The sequence below is a fragment of the Streptomyces sp. NPDC012769 genome (genome assembly GCF_042901205.1).
GTDB lineage: Bacteria > Actinomycetota > Actinomycetes > Streptomycetales > Streptomycetaceae > Streptomyces.
This window is the reverse complement of sequence record NZ_JBIBCP010000002.1, coordinates 909,062-923,698: the sequence shown is the minus strand read 5'-3', so window position 1 is coordinate 923,698 and position 14,637 is coordinate 909,062. Positions and strand designations below refer to the sequence as shown.

At 73.9% G+C, this 14,637-nt stretch carries 12 protein-coding genes; 8 read left to right on the top strand and 4 right to left on the bottom strand.

The features are described 5' to 3' along the window. Positions 1-9 precede the first annotated feature (9 nt). The 4 genes from sucB (at position 10) to ACFY7C_RS13230 (ending at position 6,548) form a co-directional block, all read left to right on the top strand. Positions 10-1,785, top strand: coding sequence for a 2-oxoglutarate dehydrogenase, E2 component, dihydrolipoamide succinyltransferase (gene sucB, locus ACFY7C_RS13245; protein WP_389648336.1), 1,776 nt, complete (start codon positions 10-12; stop codon positions 1,783-1,785). 121 nt (positions 1,786-1,906) lie between these two features. Beyond that, positions 1,907-2,530 carry a GntR family transcriptional regulator gene (locus ACFY7C_RS13240; RefSeq protein ID WP_356702776.1) on the top strand — a complete coding sequence of 208 codons (624 nt, stop codon included), beginning with the start codon at positions 1,907-1,909 and terminating at the stop codon, positions 2,528-2,530. 298 nt (positions 2,531-2,828) lie between these two features. After that, positions 2,829-5,540, top strand: a complete 2,712-nt coding sequence (aceE, locus tag ACFY7C_RS13235; RefSeq protein ID WP_389648333.1) for a pyruvate dehydrogenase (acetyl-transferring), homodimeric type — start codon at positions 2,829-2,831, stop codon at positions 5,538-5,540. 45 nt (positions 5,541-5,585) lie between these two features. After that, positions 5,586-6,548, top strand: coding sequence for a helix-turn-helix transcriptional regulator (locus tag ACFY7C_RS13230; protein ID WP_389648330.1), 963 nt, complete (start codon positions 5,586-5,588; stop codon positions 6,546-6,548). A gap of 5 nt (positions 6,549-6,553) precedes the next feature. On the opposite strand, the gene ACFY7C_RS13225 is transcribed toward ACFY7C_RS13230, so the two are convergent. Then, positions 6,554-7,483: an SDR family oxidoreductase gene (locus ACFY7C_RS13225; protein WP_389648327.1), complete on the bottom strand. Its 930-nt coding sequence runs from the start codon at positions 7,481-7,483 to the stop codon at positions 6,554-6,556. A 100-nt stretch (positions 7,484-7,583) separates the two neighbouring features. Here ACFY7C_RS13225 and ACFY7C_RS13220 point away from each other — a divergent pair, with 100 nt between their 5' ends. Further along, complete coding sequence (locus ACFY7C_RS13220; protein WP_389649509.1) at positions 7,584-8,105, top strand: DUF4240 domain-containing protein; 522 nt, start codon at positions 7,584-7,586, stop codon at positions 8,103-8,105. Positions 8,106-8,160: 55 nt separating this feature from the next. On the opposite strand, the gene ACFY7C_RS13215 is transcribed toward ACFY7C_RS13220, so the two are convergent. Continuing rightward, positions 8,161-8,955, bottom strand: coding sequence for an SDR family NAD(P)-dependent oxidoreductase (locus ACFY7C_RS13215; protein ID WP_389648324.1), 795 nt, complete (start codon positions 8,953-8,955; stop codon positions 8,161-8,163). Positions 8,956-9,031: 76 nt separating this feature from the next. Between ACFY7C_RS13215 and ACFY7C_RS13210 the strand changes: the two genes are divergently transcribed. After that, on the top strand, positions 9,032-9,709 hold the full coding sequence (locus ACFY7C_RS13210) for a TetR/AcrR family transcriptional regulator (protein WP_389648321.1): 678 nt from the start codon (positions 9,032-9,034) through the stop codon (positions 9,707-9,709). Between the two features lie 74 nt (positions 9,710-9,783). Here ACFY7C_RS13210 and ACFY7C_RS13205 read toward each other — a convergent pair whose 3' ends face one another. Further along, positions 9,784-10,281, bottom strand: a complete 498-nt coding sequence (locus tag ACFY7C_RS13205) for a GNAT family N-acetyltransferase (RefSeq protein WP_389648318.1) — start codon at positions 10,279-10,281, stop codon at positions 9,784-9,786. Positions 10,282-10,326: 45 nt separating this feature from the next. Between ACFY7C_RS13205 and ACFY7C_RS13200 the strand changes: the two genes are divergently transcribed. Together ACFY7C_RS13200 and ACFY7C_RS13195 are read left to right on the top strand one after the other, a co-directional pair. Beyond that, a complete protein-coding gene (locus ACFY7C_RS13200) occupies positions 10,327-11,301 on the top strand; it encodes a TIGR01777 family oxidoreductase (RefSeq protein WP_389648315.1) in 975 nt (324 codons plus the stop codon). 176 nt (positions 11,302-11,477) lie between these two features. Further along, positions 11,478-12,833 carry an NAD(P)/FAD-dependent oxidoreductase gene (locus ACFY7C_RS13195; protein ID WP_389648312.1) on the top strand — a complete coding sequence of 452 codons (1,356 nt, stop codon included), beginning with the start codon at positions 11,478-11,480 and terminating at the stop codon, positions 12,831-12,833. Positions 12,834-12,839: 6 nt separating this feature from the next. Here ACFY7C_RS13195 and ACFY7C_RS13190 read toward each other — a convergent pair whose 3' ends face one another. Then, entirely contained in the window at positions 12,840-14,360 is a 1,521-nt protein-coding gene (locus ACFY7C_RS13190; protein ID WP_389648309.1) for a regulator, read from the bottom strand. Between the last annotated feature and the right edge of the window lie 277 nt (positions 14,361-14,637).

The following is a 14,637-nucleotide window of genomic DNA, read 5'->3' as shown; positions in this document are numbered from 1 at the left end:
ACTGAAACCATGTCGGTTTCCGTAACCCTGCCGGCGCTCGGCGAGAGCGTCACCGAGGGCACCGTCACCCGCTGGCTCAAGGCCGAGGGTGAGCGTGTCGAGGCCGACGAGCCGCTGCTCGAGGTCTCGACCGACAAGGTCGACACCGAGATCCCTGCCCCCGCCTCGGGCATCCTGGCCTCCATCAAGGTCGCCGAGGACGAGACGGTCGAGGTCGGCGCCGAGCTGGCCATCATCGACGACGGCTCGGGCGCCTCCGCGGCCGCCCCGGCCCCCGCCGCCGAGGCCGCTCCGGCTCCGGCCCAGGAGGCCCCCGCCGCCGCTCCGGCCCCCGCGGCCGAGGCCCCCGCCGCCCCGGCTCCGGCCGCCGAGGCCCCGGCCGCTCCGGCCGGTGGCGCCCAGGGCACCGACGTCGTCCTTCCGGCGCTCGGCGAGTCCGTCACCGAGGGCACCGTCACCCGCTGGCTGAAGTCGGTCGGCGAGACCGTCGAGGCCGACGAGCCGCTGCTCGAGGTCTCCACGGACAAGGTCGACACCGAGATCCCGGCCCCGGCCTCCGGTGTGCTGCTCGAGATCGTCGTCGGCGAGGACGAGACCGCCGAGGTCGGCGCCAAGCTGGCCGTCATCGGCGCCGCCGGTGCCGCCCCGGCCGCTGCCCCGGCTCCCGCCGCCCCGGCCCCCGCCGCCGCTCCGGCTCCGGCTCCGGCTCAGCCCGCCGCCCCGGCTCCGGCTCCCGCGCCGGCCGCTCCGGCGCCCGCCCCGGCTCCGGTTCAGCCCGCCGCCCCGGTGGCCGCCCCGGCCCCGGTCACCCCGGCCCCGGCCGCTCCGGCCGCCCCCGCCGCCGCACAGCCGGCGGAGGACGGCGCCTACGTGACCCCGCTGGTCCGCAAGCTCGCCACCGAGAACGGTGTCGACCTGGCGGCCGTCAAGGGCACCGGCGTCGGCGGTCGCATCCGCAAGCAGGACGTCCTCGCGGCCGCCGAGGCCAAGAAGGCCGCCCCGGCCCCCGCCGCCGCCCCGGCCGCCGCCGCTCCGAAGGCCCCCGTCCTGGAGGCCTCCCCGCTGCGCGGCCAGACGGTCAAGATGACCCGCATGCGCAAGGTCATCGGCGACAACATGATGAAGGCGCTGCACGGCCAGGCCCAGCTGACCTCGGTCGTCGAGGTCGACATCACCAAGCTGATGAAGCTGCGCGCCCGGGCGAAGGACGCCTTCGCCGCCCGCGAGGGCGTCAAGCTCTCCCCGATGCCGTTCTTCGTGAAGGCGGCGGCCCAGGCACTGAAGGCCCACCCGGTCATCAACGCCCGGATCAACGAGGACGAGGGCACGATCACCTACTTCGACACCGAGAACATCGGTATCGCGGTGGACTCCGAGAAGGGTCTGATGACCCCGGTCATCAAGGGTGCGGGCGACCTCAACATCGCCGGCATCTCCAAGAAGACCGCGGAGCTGGCCGGCGCCGTGCGGGCCGGCAAGATCACGCCGGACGACCTGGCCGGTGCGACCTTCACCATCTCCAACACCGGTTCGCGCGGCGCGCTGTTCGACACGATCATCGTTCCGCCGAACCAGGTCGCCATCCTGGGCATCGGCGCCACCGTGCGCCGTCCGGTCGTCGTGAACCACCCGGACCTGGGTGAGACGATCGCGATCCGCGACATGACGTACGTCGCGCTGTCCTACGACCACCGTCTGGTGGACGGCGCCGACGCCGCCCGTTACCTGACGGCCGTCAAGGCGATCCTCGAGGCCGGCGAGTTCGAGGTCGACCTCGGTCTGTAAGGCTCGGGGCCGAAAGGCAACGTAACAAGCCTCACCTGCGGCGCCCCCGTCCGGATGTGTTTCCGGGCGGGGGCGCCGCCGTATTGTCTAAGAGTCCAGTGACTCCTAAGGAGCGGCCCCCATGACCATGCCCGTCGTCCATTCGCTGCGCGAGCAGATCCGCGAGCACATCGTGGAGGGCATCGTCAGCGGACGCTGGAAGCCGGGCGAGCGCATCGTGGAGCGACGGATCGCGACGGAGCTGGAGGTCTCGCAGACCCCGGTCCGGGAGGCGCTGCGGGAGCTGGAGTCGCTGCGGCTGATCGAGTCGGCGCCCAACAAGGGCGTGCGGGTGCGGAATCTGACGGCCGCGGACCTGGAGGAGAGCTATCCCGTACGGGCCGGTCTGGAGCAGATCGCGGCGGAGCTGGCGGCGCCCCGGCTGTCGGCGGACTGCTCGGCCCTGGAGCCGCATGTGGCGGCCCTGTACGAGGCGGACGCGGTCTCCGACGGCACGGCGCAGGTGCGGCACACGGTGGCCTTCCACCGGGAGCTGGTGAAGGCGGCCGGGAACAGCGTGCTGCTGCACACCTGGGAGGGCCTGGGCATCGAGGTGTTCACGGCGCTGTCGATCCGCTGGCTGGGCACGGTGCAGAAGTCGTACGCGGAGGAGCACCAGGAGCTGGTGGAGGCCTTCCGCCGGGCGGATCCGAACATCGGGGCGCTGGTGAAGGCGCATGTCCTCGGCTGCGCGCCGCGCGCCTGACCGGTCGGGTTCCGGCCATCGTCCTCAACGGGTCCGCCTCTACCGGCGGGCCCGCTCGTTTGTGCGAGGGGGCTCTCAGAGTGCCGGGTTCACCTGCGAAAACAAGGCACCGGGTGCCCTTCTTCGCGGCACCCTGTGCCGACTTTGGTGCTCCGGGCATCTTTTTCTCTGCGAAGCTTTGATCGATCATCGATCGGCGGCTTACAGTCTTCGGCGGGCCGTACCCCGGCCCTCCGCCCTGTCCTGCCAGACAAGGCCCCCTTTATCTCCACCCCCACCTGTCCGGAAGGCGGCGATCATGACCGATCCCGTAGGCAAGATTCCGAGCGAGCTCGACCAGCTCCCGGACCGTGACACCGAGGAGACCGCCGAGTGGGCGGCCTCCCTCGACGCCGTCACCAAGGCCGCCGGCCCCCACCGGGCCGCCTACCTGATGCGCCGCACGCTCCAGCACGCCGAGGGTGCGGGCCTGGCCCTGCCCAAGCTCCTGGAGACGGACTACGTCAACACCATCCCCACCTCCGCCGAGCCGGGCATCGACGGCGACGAGGAGATGGAGCGGAAGATCACCGCCTGGAACCGCTGGAACGCGGCCGCGATAGTCACCCGCGGCTCCAAGCACGGCGTCGGCGGCCACATCGCCACCTTCGCCTCCGCGGCCTGGCTCTACGAGACCGGCTTCAACCACTTCTTCAAGGGCAAGGAGTCCGGCGACGCCGCCGGCTCCGGCGACCAGCTCTACATCCAGGGCCACGCCTCCCCCGGCATCTACGCCCGCGCCTTCCTCGACGGCCGTCTGGACGAGACGCACCTCGACAACTTCCGGCAGGAGTCCGGCGGCAACGGCCTGCCCTCCTACCCGCACCCCCGGCGCCTCCCCTGGCTGTGGGAGTTCCCCACCGTCTCCATGGGCCTCGGCCCGCTCTCCGCGATCTACCAGGCGCGCTTCAACCGCTACCTGACCAACCGCGGCATCAAGGACGTCTCCTCCTCGCACGTCTGGGCCTTCCTCGGCGACGGCGAGATGGACGAGCCCGAGTCGACGGCGGCACTCGCACTCGCCGCCCGCGAGGGTCTGGACAACCTGACCTTCGTCATCAACTGCAACCTGCAGCGCCTCGACGGCCCGGTCCGCGCCAACTTCAAGATCGTGCAGGAGCTGGAGGCCCAGTTCCGCGGCGCCGGCTGGAACGTCGTCAAGTCGCTGTGGGGCAACGCCTGGGACGAGCTGTTCGCGCTCGACACCACCGGCGCGCTGGTCCGCCGCCTCCGCGAGGTGCCGGACGCGCAGGTCCAGACGTACCAGACCCGCGACGCCGCCTACATCCGCGAGGACTTCTTCGGCAAGGACCCGGCGCTCGTCGAGATGGCGAAGCTGCTGAGCGACGACAAGATCCTCGAGTGCTTCCACCTCTCCCGCGGTGGTCACGAGCCGCGCAAGGTCTACGCCGCGTACAAGGCCGCCCTGGAGTTCAAGGGCGCGCCGACGGTGATCCTCGCGCAGACCGTCAAGGGCTTCACCCTGGGTGAGGGCTTCGCGTCGAAGAACGCGAACCACCAGATGAAGAAGCTGTCGACGGACGAGTTCAAGAACATGCGTGACCTTCTTGAGCTCCCGATCTCCGACTCCCAGTTCGTCGACGGCGTGGTCCCGTACGGCCACCCGGGCGCCGACTCCCCCGAGGTCCGCTACCTGCAGGAGCGCCGCGCGGCCCTCGGCGGCCCCGCCCCGGCCCGTCGTGTGCACCCGCTCGCGCCCCTGCCGGCCCCGGCCGAGAAGACCTTCGCCGCCTTCGACAAGGGCTCCGGCTCGCAGTCGGTCGCCACCACGATGGCCTTCGTGCGCCTGATCAAGGACCTGGTCCGCGACAAGGAGACCGGCAAGCGCTGGGTCCCGATCGTCCCCGACGAGGCCCGCACCTTCGGCATGGAGTCGCTGTTCCCCTCGCTCGGCATCTACTCGCCGAAGGGCCAGACGTACGAGCCGGTCGACCGCGACCAGCTGATGTACTACAAGGAGGCCGTCAACGGCCAGATCCTGAACGAGGGCATCACCGAGGCCGGCTCCATGGCCGACTTCATCGCCGCCTCGACGTCGTACGCGACGCACGGCGAGGCGATGATCCCGTTCTACATCTTCTACTCGATGTTCGGCTGGCAGCGGACCGCCGACCAGATGTGGCAGCTCGGCGACCAGCTCGGCCGCGGCTTCCTCGTCGGCGCCACCGCCGGCCGCACCACCCTGACCGGTGAGGGCCTCCAGCACGCCGACGGCCACTCCCCCGTGATCGCGGCCACCAACCCGGCGGCGCTGACCTACGACCCGGCGTTCGCCTACGAGGTCGCGACCATCGTCAAGGAGGGCCTGCGCCGCATGTACGGCGAGGCGGCCGAGGGCGAGGACCAGAACGTCTTCTACTACCTCACCGTCTACAACGAGCCCATGCCGCAGCCGGCCAAGCCGGCCGGCGCCGGGATCGACGAGGGCATCATCAAGGGCCTGTACCGCTTCAACACGGCCGAGTCGGCCGGCCTGGAGCTGCCCGCGAACGCCTCCCGCATCCAGCTGCTGTCCTCCGGCACGGCCATCCACTGGGCCCTGGAGGCGCAGAAGCTGCTCGCCGCCGAGTGGGGCGTGGCCGCCGACGTGTGGTCCGCGACCTCCTGGACCGAGCTGCGCCGCGACGCGCTGGAGGCCGACGCGGCCCTGCTGCGCGGCGAGGAGCGCGTGCCGTACGTCCGCCAGGCCCTGGAGGGCGTGGACTCCCCGGTCCTCGCCGTCTCGGACTACATGCGCCAGGTCCCGGACCAGATCGCGCAGTGGGTCGAGCAGGACTGGTCCTCGCTGGGCGCCGACGGCTTCGGCCTGTCGGACACCCGTGAGGCCGCCCGCCGCCACTTCGGCGTCGACGCCCAGTCGATCGTCGTGGCCGCCCTCGCCCAGCTCGCCCGCCGCGGCGAGGTCCAGGCGACGGCCGTGAAGGAGGCGCGGGAGCGCTACGGCCTGTAAGGGCCACGGAGAAGAAGCAGACCGAGCGGCACGCATGATGGAGTCATGCGTGCCGCTCGTCTCATCAAGATGGTCCTGCTGCTGCAGAACCGGCCGTCCATGACCGCCGCCGAACTCGCCGCCGAGCTGGAGGTGTCGGAGCGGACCATCACCCGTGACGCCCTCGCCCTCTCGGAGGCGGGGGTGCCGGTGTACGCGGACCGGGGGAGGGCCGGCGGCTACCGGCTGGTGGGCGGGTACCGGACCCGGCTGACGGGGCTCGCGCGCGGTGAGGCGGAGGCGCTGTTCCTGTCCGGGCTTCCGCAGGCGCTGCGGGACATGGGCCGTGAGGACGCGGCCTCGGCGGCCCGGCTGAAGGTGTCGGCGGCGCTGCTGCCGTCGCTGCGGGACGCGCCCCGGTCGGCCGCCCAGCGCTTCCACCTGGACGCGCCCGGCTGGTACCAGGAGCCGGAGACCCCGGAGCTGCTGCCCGCGATCGCGGAGTCGGTCTGGGGCGACCTGCGGGTCCGGGCGCGCTACCGGCGGGGGGACGGCGAGGTGGAGCGGGAGCTCGAGCCGTACGGGCTCGTGCTCAAGGCGGGCGTCTGGTACGTGTGCGCCCGTGCGGACACCTCGTACCGCACCTATCGGGTGGACCGGTTCACGGACGTCGTGCTCGGCGAGGAGCACTTCGCACGGGATCCGGACTTCGACCTGGCGGCGTTCTGGGCCGAGCGTTCGGACGAGTTCGCGCGCTCGCTGCTGCGGGCGGAGGTGGTGCTGCGGGTCACGGAGGCGGGGGCGCGGCGGCTGCCGTACGTGACGGACCGGGCGGCGGCCGAGGAGGCGCTCGCGGCGGGGGCCGTGGAGGAGGACGGCCGGGTGCGGGTGAGCCTGCGGGTGGAGAACGAGGAGGTCGCCTTCGGCCAGTTGCTCGGGCTGGGGGCGGAGGCGGAGGTGCTGGCCCCGGCGGCGCTCCGCGCGCGGTTCGCGGAGGCCGCCCGGGCCATGGCCGACCGCTACCGGTAGTCCCGCTACCGGTAGTCCTCCACGCGGGTGTCCGGGTCGGCCTCCTTGGCCAGCATGAACCCCCAGGAGTCGGGGCGTGAGCCGTCGGCGTCGGTGAAGCCGTACTCCCGCGCGAGCTGTCCGCTGTCGAGCGACCGCCCGTTCCAGCGGGCCCGGTCGGGGTCGGCGGCGAGGGCGGCGACGGCCCGGCCGACGTAGACCGGGGACTCGGAGACGGCGAAGTCGGCGAGCTGCTTCGTCGCCTCGCGCCAGGTGTCCTCGGTGACGCCGAAGTGGGCGAGCATCTGCTCGGACCTGAGCCAGCCGGGGCTGATCGAGACGGCCGTGCCGGCGGAGTCCGCCAGCTCCTTGGCGAGGCCGAAGGCCATCCGGATCGGGGCGTTCTTGGCGAGGTCGTAGAAGAGGTTCTCGCGGTAGTGGGTGCCGTTGTACGCGGTGGTGCCGTCGGTGACCTCGACGACGAGGCCGCCGGGGTGGCGGGTGAGCAGCGGCAGGACGGCGTGGGAGGTGATGAGGTGCGTCTTCACGCCGAGTTCGAGCATCCTGAGGCCGTCGGTGAGGTCGATGTCCCAGGTCTTCTTGCCGAAGGACGAGCCGATGAGGTGCTCGCCGCCCCAGACGTCGTTGACGAGGACGTCGAGCCGGCCCTGTTCGCGGTCGATGCGGTCGGCCAGGGCGCGGACCCGGTCGGCCTCCAGGTGGTCGGTGGGCACGGCGATGCCGTGGCCGCCGGCCTCGGTCACGAGTTCGGCGGTCTCCTCGATGGTCTCGGTGGCGCGGCCGACCTCGCTGATGCTGTCGCGGGTGGTGCGGCCGGTGACGTAGACGGTGGCTCCGGCGGTGCCCAGCTGGACGGCGATGGCGCGGCCGGCTCCACGGGTGGCTCCGGCGACGAGGCAGATGCGGCCGGCGAGCGGCTTCGTTGCAGCGGTCATGGGGGGAGCCTGGCAGGAAAGGACGACATCTTCTGTCCGGATTGTTTTCGGCCGCTTCCGGGTGCGTCGCCGGGCGCGACCCACGATGCTTGGTCCCGTGATGGACGAGACGGAGTTCTGGGAGATCATCGACTCCACCCGGGAGCGCGCCGAGGGCGACCCGGAGGAGCACGCCGACCTGCTCGTCGAGCGCCTGACGCAGCTCGATCCGGACTCCGTGGTCGACTTCGCCCGCCATTTCGAGGCCCGCTACAACCGCGCGTACACCTGGGATCTGTGGGGTGCGGCGGCGGTGCTGCTGGGCGGGGCGGGCGACGAGGCCTTCGACTGGTTCCGCTGCTGGCTGATCGCCCAGGGCCGGGAGGTCTTCGAGGGCGGGGTGCACGAGCCGGACGCGCTGGCGGAGCTGCTGGCCGATTTCGACGAGGAGATCGACGGGGACGGCGAGGAGCTGGGCTTCGCGGCGGACGAGGCGTACGAGCAGCTGACGGGCGCGGAGACGCCCGACCTGGGGATCCCGCCGCCGGGAGCGGAGCCGGAGGGGACGCCGTTCGACCTGGAGGACGACGGCGTGCTCGCGGCCCGCTTCCCGCGGCTGTGGGCCCGGTTCGGCCCCGGGTAGGGGTACGGAGGGGCCGAACCGGGCCGGTCTGTGCGGGCTTGGTCCTGGGAGCCCCTCAGAAGTGCGTGCCGCCGTCGATGCGGATCTCGGTGCCGGTGATGAACTTCCCGTCCTCGCTGGCGAGCATGGCGACGACACCGGCGACGGTCTCGGGGCCGGCGAAGCCCTGGCCGAGGGCGGGGGCGAGCTTGGCGAAGAGGGACCAGTCGGTGTCCTCGGGCAGGCCGGGGCCGATCGACTGCCTGCTGGCGCCGGAGCCGTCGGTCATGCCGGAGGAGATGGAGCCGGGCTGGACGGCGGTGAAGCGGATGCCCTGCTTGGCGTACTCGGCGGCGAGCGCGTGGGTCATGGACTGGACGCCGCCCTTGCTGGCCGCGTAGGCCGCCATATAGGGGTGGGCGAACATCGCGGAGGTCGAGGAGAAGTTGACGACGGCCGCGTCGTCGCCCTCCAGGAGCGCCGGTATCGCCTCGCGGATGACGAGGAAGGTGCCGGTGAGGTTGATCCGGATCACCTGCTCGAAGGCGTCGAGCGCGGTCTCGTGGGTGTGCGAGGAGCGCAGGATGCCGGCCGCGTTGACGAGTACGTCCAGGCCGCCGAGGGCGGTGACGGCGGCGGCGACGCCCTCGCGCACCGAGGTCTCGTCGGCGATGTCCACGACGAGGGTGGTGAGGCGGCCAGCCGTGTCGCCCGCCTTGGCGACGGTGTCCTTGAGGCCGTCCTCGCTGATGTCGGCGGCGACGACGGTGCCGCCCTCCGCCAGCATGCGCAGCACGGTGGCCTGGCCGATGCCGGAGCCGCCGCCGGTGACGAGTGCGCGACGTCCTTCGTAACGGGTCAGCTGGTTCATGACGGCAACCTCTCGGTCTCAAGCCTCCGGGACGGGTGCAACCGTACGCCTAAGTGGCACGTTTTGCCATACTTGCATGCCGTGCACACATGGCAGCGGCGGGCGTACGCTGGGTGGGGTGAGCACCAAGCCCCCCTCCCTGACGGAGCGCCGCAAGGCCGCCACCCAGCTCGACATCGCCCGCGCCGCCGCCGAACTGTTCACCGAGCGCGGCCCCGACGACACCACCGCCGAGGACATCGCGCTACGGGCCGGGGTCGCCCTGCGCACCTTCTACCGCTACTTCCGCTCCAAGCAGGACGCGGTGGCCCCGCTGCTCGCGGGCGGCGCCGACCGCTGGCGGGCCGCCCTGGCCGCCACCGAGCCGGGCACGGACCTGGCGCTCGCCCTGGAGCGGTCCGTCGCCGGCTCCCTCGCGGCGGAGGGCGAGGAGGAGGCGGAGGGCCTGCGCCGGACCCGCGGCCTCCTGCGGGCGGCGGACCGCGATCCGGCGCTGCGGGCCGTCTGGTACCGCGTGAACCAGGAGTCCGAGGAGCGGCTCCGCGAGGTCCTCGCCGCTCTCGCGGGCCCGGGCGCCGACCCCTTGGAGCTCCGTCTCGCCGCCGCGGCGGCCACCGCCGCGATCCGGATCGCTTTGGAGACCTGGGCCGGGACGGACGCGCCGGTACGGGGCGAGGGCGCACCGGCCGAGCTGGCGGTGCGGTGCCTGCGCGAACTGACGGCCGGGATCGGGTGGTCGTCGGCGGAGGCGTGACGCACGGCGTGGGCGCCGGCAGGACGGGGCGCGGGCGAGACGGGGCGCGGCCGTGGTGACCGGCCGGGCCGACGTCAGCCGGTGAGTGACCGGCCCATCAGGATGTCGTCCACGTACGCCCCGTCCAGCAGGAACTCGCCGGGCAGGACGCCCTCGACCGTGAAGCCCTCGGCCTCGTAGAGGGCGCGGGCCGGGGCGTTGTGGCCGAGGACCCGCAGGGTGAGCCGGACGGCTCCCTGGGCGCGGGCGCGGGCCGCCGCGGCGCGCAGCAGCGCCCGGGCCACGCCCCGGCCGCGGGCGGACCCGGCGACGGCGAGGCCCTGGATCTGGCGGACATGGGCGTTGCAGGCCAGCGGGGTGGGCGGGACGAGCCGGACGTAGCCGACGACCGCTCCCCCGAGCTCCGCGACCAGGTAGTGCTCGGGCCGGTGCCGCTCGTCATAGAAGGGCTGCCCCGCCTCGGGCGGGGGCATCACGGCGTGGAGGGACGACCAGGTGGTGCGGTCGAGCTCGGCGAGGGCCGGCTCGTCGGCGGCCCGGGCCTCGCGTATCGGAATCTCCGGCACGATCATGCGGCCACTGTGCCACGACCGGACGGCGAAGGGCAGGATGGGCCCATGCAGCACTCCTCGCAGCAGCACTCACCCCAGGACGTGCCCGAGGGCGGGCCACAGCACGCACCGCGGCGGCGTTCCTCCCGCAGGCGGGTGGCCGTCACCGGGGCGTCCGGACTCATCGGCTCCGCCCTCGTGCGCTCCCTGCGCGCCGACGGCCACGAGGTCCTGCGGCTCGTCCGGCGGCCCGCCCGGACCGCCGACGAGGTGGAGTGGGACCCGGCCCGGCTCCACGTGGACGCCGCCGGCCTCGTCGGGGTCGACGCGGTGGTCCACCTCGCGGGCGCGGGCGTCGGCGAGCGGCGCTGGAACGCGGCGTACAAGCAGGAGATCCGCGACAGCCGCGTGCTCGGCACGCGGACGATCGCCGAGGCCCTCGCCTCGCTCGCCGACCCGCCCGAGGTGCTGGTCTGCGGGACCGCCCTCGGCTGGTACGGCGACACCGGCACCCGGGCCGTGGACGAGAGCGCGCCCGCGGGCGAGGGCTTCCTGCCGTCGGTGTGCGTGGAGTGGGAGGCCGCGGCGGCGCCCGCCGAGGCGGCCGGCATCCGTGTGGCGTACGCCCGCACCGGCCTGGTGGTGGCCCGCGAGGGCGGGGCGTGGGGCCGGCTCTTCCCGCTCTTCCGGGCCGGGCTCGGCGGGCGGATGGGCGACGGCCGCCAGTACTGGAGCTTCATCTCGCTCCACGACGAGGTCGCCGCGCTGCGGCACATGGTCGACACGCCCTCCCTGGCGGGGCCGGTGAACCTGACCGCGCCCGAGCCGGTCACCAACCGGGAGGTGACGGCGGCGATGGGGCGCGTGCTGCGGCGCCCGGCGTTCTTCCACGTCCCCGCGCCGGCGCTGCGGGCCGTGCTCGGGGAGTTCGCGCAGGACGTGCTGGGCAGCCAGCGGGTGCTGCCCGGGCGGCTGTTGGAGACCGGCTTCGACTTCGCCTTCCCGACGATCGACGATTCGGTGCGCGCCGCCGCCCGCTGACGCCCCCTCGGGCCCGGCGGGAGGGCCGCGTGTGCTCCCCCGTGCTGCGCGCACGCCCGTCGCGCGCGGCTTCCCGGGGCGGGAGCGCTGCCTAGTCTCTTGCGAACTCCGGCATTCCGGGGACTGGTTGGGGGCATAGGCCTCCCACACAGCGCGACCGACCTGGGGAGGGGCACGTGCTCGACAACGCGGACGTCGTCGTCGTAGGAGCCGGGATCGCGGGTCTGGCGACGGCCCATCAGCTGATCGCGGCCGGTCTGTCGGTCCGGGTCCTGGAGGCCGCGCCGCGGGTCGGCGGCCGGATGGCGACGGACACCGTCGACGGCTTCCGACTCGACCGCCTCGGACCGCTGTTCACCGTGCCGGAGGTGGCGGACGTGGTCCTGCGCCCGTTCGCCCCCGGGGTGCTGGTGCACAGCGACGGGCGGTACGGACGGTGGGGTGCACCGCACACCCCCTGGGGCGGCGCCCCCAGGGTCGGCGCGGGGGCCTCCCGGAGCCCGGGGCGGGGGTCCCCGAACGCCTCCCGGGGCGTAGGGGGCGCACGCGGGGTGGCGCGCGCCCTGGCCGGCGCCCCCCGGAATCCGGCGGTCTCGCTCGACCAGGCGCGCCTCGGGGCGTCCCTGGTACGGCTCGCCACGACCCCGGCGCCGCGCCTGCTGGCCCGTACGGAGCGGACCGCGCGCGAGGCGCTGACGGCCCGTCTGCCGGCCCGCACCGTCCAGGGAGTGCTGCGCCCGCTGCTCGCCGCCCTGCTCGGCGACCCCGACCTGACGACCTCCAGCCGGCGCGCGGACCTCGCGCTGCGGTCCTTCGCGCGGGGCCGGCTCGGGGTGCCGGAGGGAGGTTCGGGCACGCTGCCGGAGCGGCTGGCGGCCGCGCTGCCGCCGGGTACGGTCCGTACCGACGTCCGGGTCACGGAGGCGTCGATCTCGCGGGTGACGACGGCGGAGCACGGGGTGTTCGGCTGCCGGTCGGTGGTCCTCGCGACCGGCGGGCGGACGGCGGCGGAGCTGCTGCCGGGTCTGCGGGTCCCCGACTACCACGCGGCGACCGTGCTGCACCACACGGCGCCCGCCGCGCCGGCCGTCGATCCGGTGCTGCTGGTGGAGTCCGATCCGGACGGTCCGGTGGCGCACACGGCGGTGATGAGCGCGGTCGACCCGACCCGGGCCCCGGCGGGCCGCACCCTGATCACCTCGACGATCCTGGGCACCCCGCCGGACGACACCGAGCGGCGGGTCCGCAAGCATCTGGCGACGCTGTACGGGGTCTCCACGGACGAGTGGGAGCTGGTCGGCCTGCACCACACCCCGCACGCCTTCCCGGCGATGCGGCCCCCGTTCGACCACGAGCGTCCGGTGCGGGTCCTGTCCGGTCTCTACGTGTGCGGGGACCACCGCGCCACCGGCACCCCCGTCGGCGCCCTCTCCTCGGCCCGCCGCACCGCCGCCGCCCTCCTGGCGGACCTGGGCCTGCGGGCCCCGGAGACGGCGGGTGCCGCCGCGGAGAAGGCCGAGAGGGCGGCCTGACCGGGGCTAGCCGAGGGCGGCCACCCGGTCGCGGTAGGTGCGGACGGCGGGGGCGTCGCGGTAGGGCTCCAGGCGGCGTTCGAAGTCGCGGACGTACTCGACGGCGCGCGCCGAGCGCATCTCGGCGGCCTGCTGGGCGGCCTCGGCGCCCAGGGCGCAGGCCTGGTCGATCTCGCCGAGGGCGAGCCGCGCCGAGGCGAGGACGACCCGGCAGAAGAGGCGGCTGCGGGCGTAGCCGGGCGCGCGGAGCTGGAGGGCGCGCTCGGCGTGCTGGGCGGCGGCCCGGTACTGCTGGAGGTCGCGGTGGCAGTGCCCGAACTCGTCGGCGAGCTGGGCCTCGTCGAAGGACTTGGCCCAGTACGGCACCTCGTCGCCCGGCCGGGCGGCCTCCAGGGCGCGTTCGGCGCGGGCGAGCGCGGCGCCGCAGGCCCGGGACTCGCCGAGCACGCCGTGCCCCCGCGCCTCGACGGAGTGCAGCAGGGCCTGGACGACGGGCGGGGCGGCGGAGCCGACGCCCTGCTGGGCGACCCGGGCGAGCTGGACGGCCTCGCGGCCGTGCCCGAGGTAGACGGCCTGGTGGCTCATGGTGACGAGGACGTACGAGCCGTAGGCCCGGTCGCCGGCCGCCTGGGCGAGCCGCAGCGCCTGGACGAAGTACCGCTGGGCGAGGCCGTGCGCGGCGATGTCGTACGAGGTCCAGCCGGCCAGCCGGGTCAGATCGGCGGCCGCGGCGAAGAGCCGGCGCCCGACGCTCTCCCCGTAGGTGCCGCGCAGCATCGGCTCCGCCTCGTGTTCCAGGTAGCGGACGAGGGCCTGTCGGGCGTGGCCGCCGCCGTAGGCGTGGTCGAGGGTGCGGAAGAGCTCGCCGACCGAGCGCAGGGCGGCGATGTCCCCGCTGGAGACCCGCTGCCCCGGGCCTCGGTCGGTGCCGCGCTGGCGGGGGACGGAGAACCGGCCCTGGGCGGGGACGCGCGGGTCGGTGCCCTGGGTCCGCGGACCGGTGCCGGGAGCCGGGCCCGTGCCCGGGTGCGTACCGCCGGCGCCCGTGCCGCCCGGTGCCCCGGCGGACTCCCCGCGCGCGACCCGCTCGTCGGCCCGGCCGATCAGCCAGTCGCGGCTGGGGACGACGAGCCCGGCCGGGGTGAAGGCGATCTTCCGCAGTTCCGCGTGGCTGCCGGAGTCCTTGCGCCACAGCCCGCTGACGATGTCGACGGCCTCCTCGGGGGTCGCGGCGAACTCCAGGCCCGCGTAGACCGGTGCGCAGGCGTCGAGCCCGAGGTCCTGCGCGGAGAGGCGGCGGCCGAGGCGCCGGGTGAAGACCTCGGCGATCAGGGCGGGAGTGGTGCCGCGCGGCTGCTGGCCGCGCAGCCAGCGGGTCACGGAGGTCTTGTCGTACCGCAGGTCGAGCCCGTGCTCCAGACCGAGCTGGTCCACCCGTCTGGCGAGACCCGCGTTGGAGAAACCTGCTTCGGCGATGAGCGCGGCGAGCTGGCGGTTCGGGATGCGCTGCGGGGGTCGTTCCGTCATCAGCTGTGCGGTCTCCTGCCTTCCGGGCCCGGGTGGCAGCCCGTATCGACCCTCATGGCCCTCATGGAACGGCGTGAATTTAGCGGTAGGAAACGCCCTGACCACCACCTTCGCCTCACATTCATCCGATCGTGTGAGGAACGGGAAGGAGGGTTGCCGCCGCCGGATGACCGACGGCGGACGGGGGTCGGCCGCGGGGCGGCAGCCCCGTGAGCTCGCCCACCTGCCCGAGGGAGTTGCGGCGAGCCGCCGTACAGTGGCATGGGCGCGAATGACG

Excerpts from the sequence above, each read along its gene's own strand:
- sucB (WP_389648336.1), top strand. The coding sequence starts at position 10 with ATGTCGGTTTCCGTAACCCTGCCGGCGCTCGGCGAGAGCGTCACCGAG.
- ACFY7C_RS13240 (WP_356702776.1), top strand. The coding sequence starts at position 1,907 with ATGACCATGCCCGTCGTCCATTCGCTGCGCGAGCAGATCCGCGAGCAC.
- aceE (WP_389648333.1), top strand. The coding sequence starts at position 2,829 with ATGACCGATCCCGTAGGCAAGATTCCGAGCGAGCTCGACCAGCTCCCG.
- ACFY7C_RS13230 (WP_389648330.1), top strand. The coding sequence starts at position 5,586 with ATGCGTGCCGCTCGTCTCATCAAGATGGTCCTGCTGCTGCAGAACCGG.
- ACFY7C_RS13225 (WP_389648327.1), bottom strand. The coding sequence starts at position 7,483 with ATGACCGCTGCAACGAAGCCGCTCGCCGGCCGCATCTGCCTCGTCGCC.
- ACFY7C_RS13220 (WP_389649509.1), top strand. The coding sequence starts at position 7,584 with ATGGACGAGACGGAGTTCTGGGAGATCATCGACTCCACCCGGGAGCGC.
- ACFY7C_RS13215 (WP_389648324.1), bottom strand. The coding sequence starts at position 8,955 with ATGAACCAGCTGACCCGTTACGAAGGACGTCGCGCACTCGTCACCGGC.
- ACFY7C_RS13210 (WP_389648321.1), top strand. The coding sequence starts at position 9,032 with ATGCCGTGCACACATGGCAGCGGCGGGCGTACGCTGGGTGGGGTGAGC.
- ACFY7C_RS13205 (WP_389648318.1), bottom strand. The coding sequence starts at position 10,281 with ATGATCGTGCCGGAGATTCCGATACGCGAGGCCCGGGCCGCCGACGAG.
- ACFY7C_RS13200 (WP_389648315.1), top strand. The coding sequence starts at position 10,327 with ATGCAGCACTCCTCGCAGCAGCACTCACCCCAGGACGTGCCCGAGGGC.
- ACFY7C_RS13190 (WP_389648309.1), bottom strand. The coding sequence starts at position 14,360 with ATGACGGAACGACCCCCGCAGCGCATCCCGAACCGCCAGCTCGCCGCG.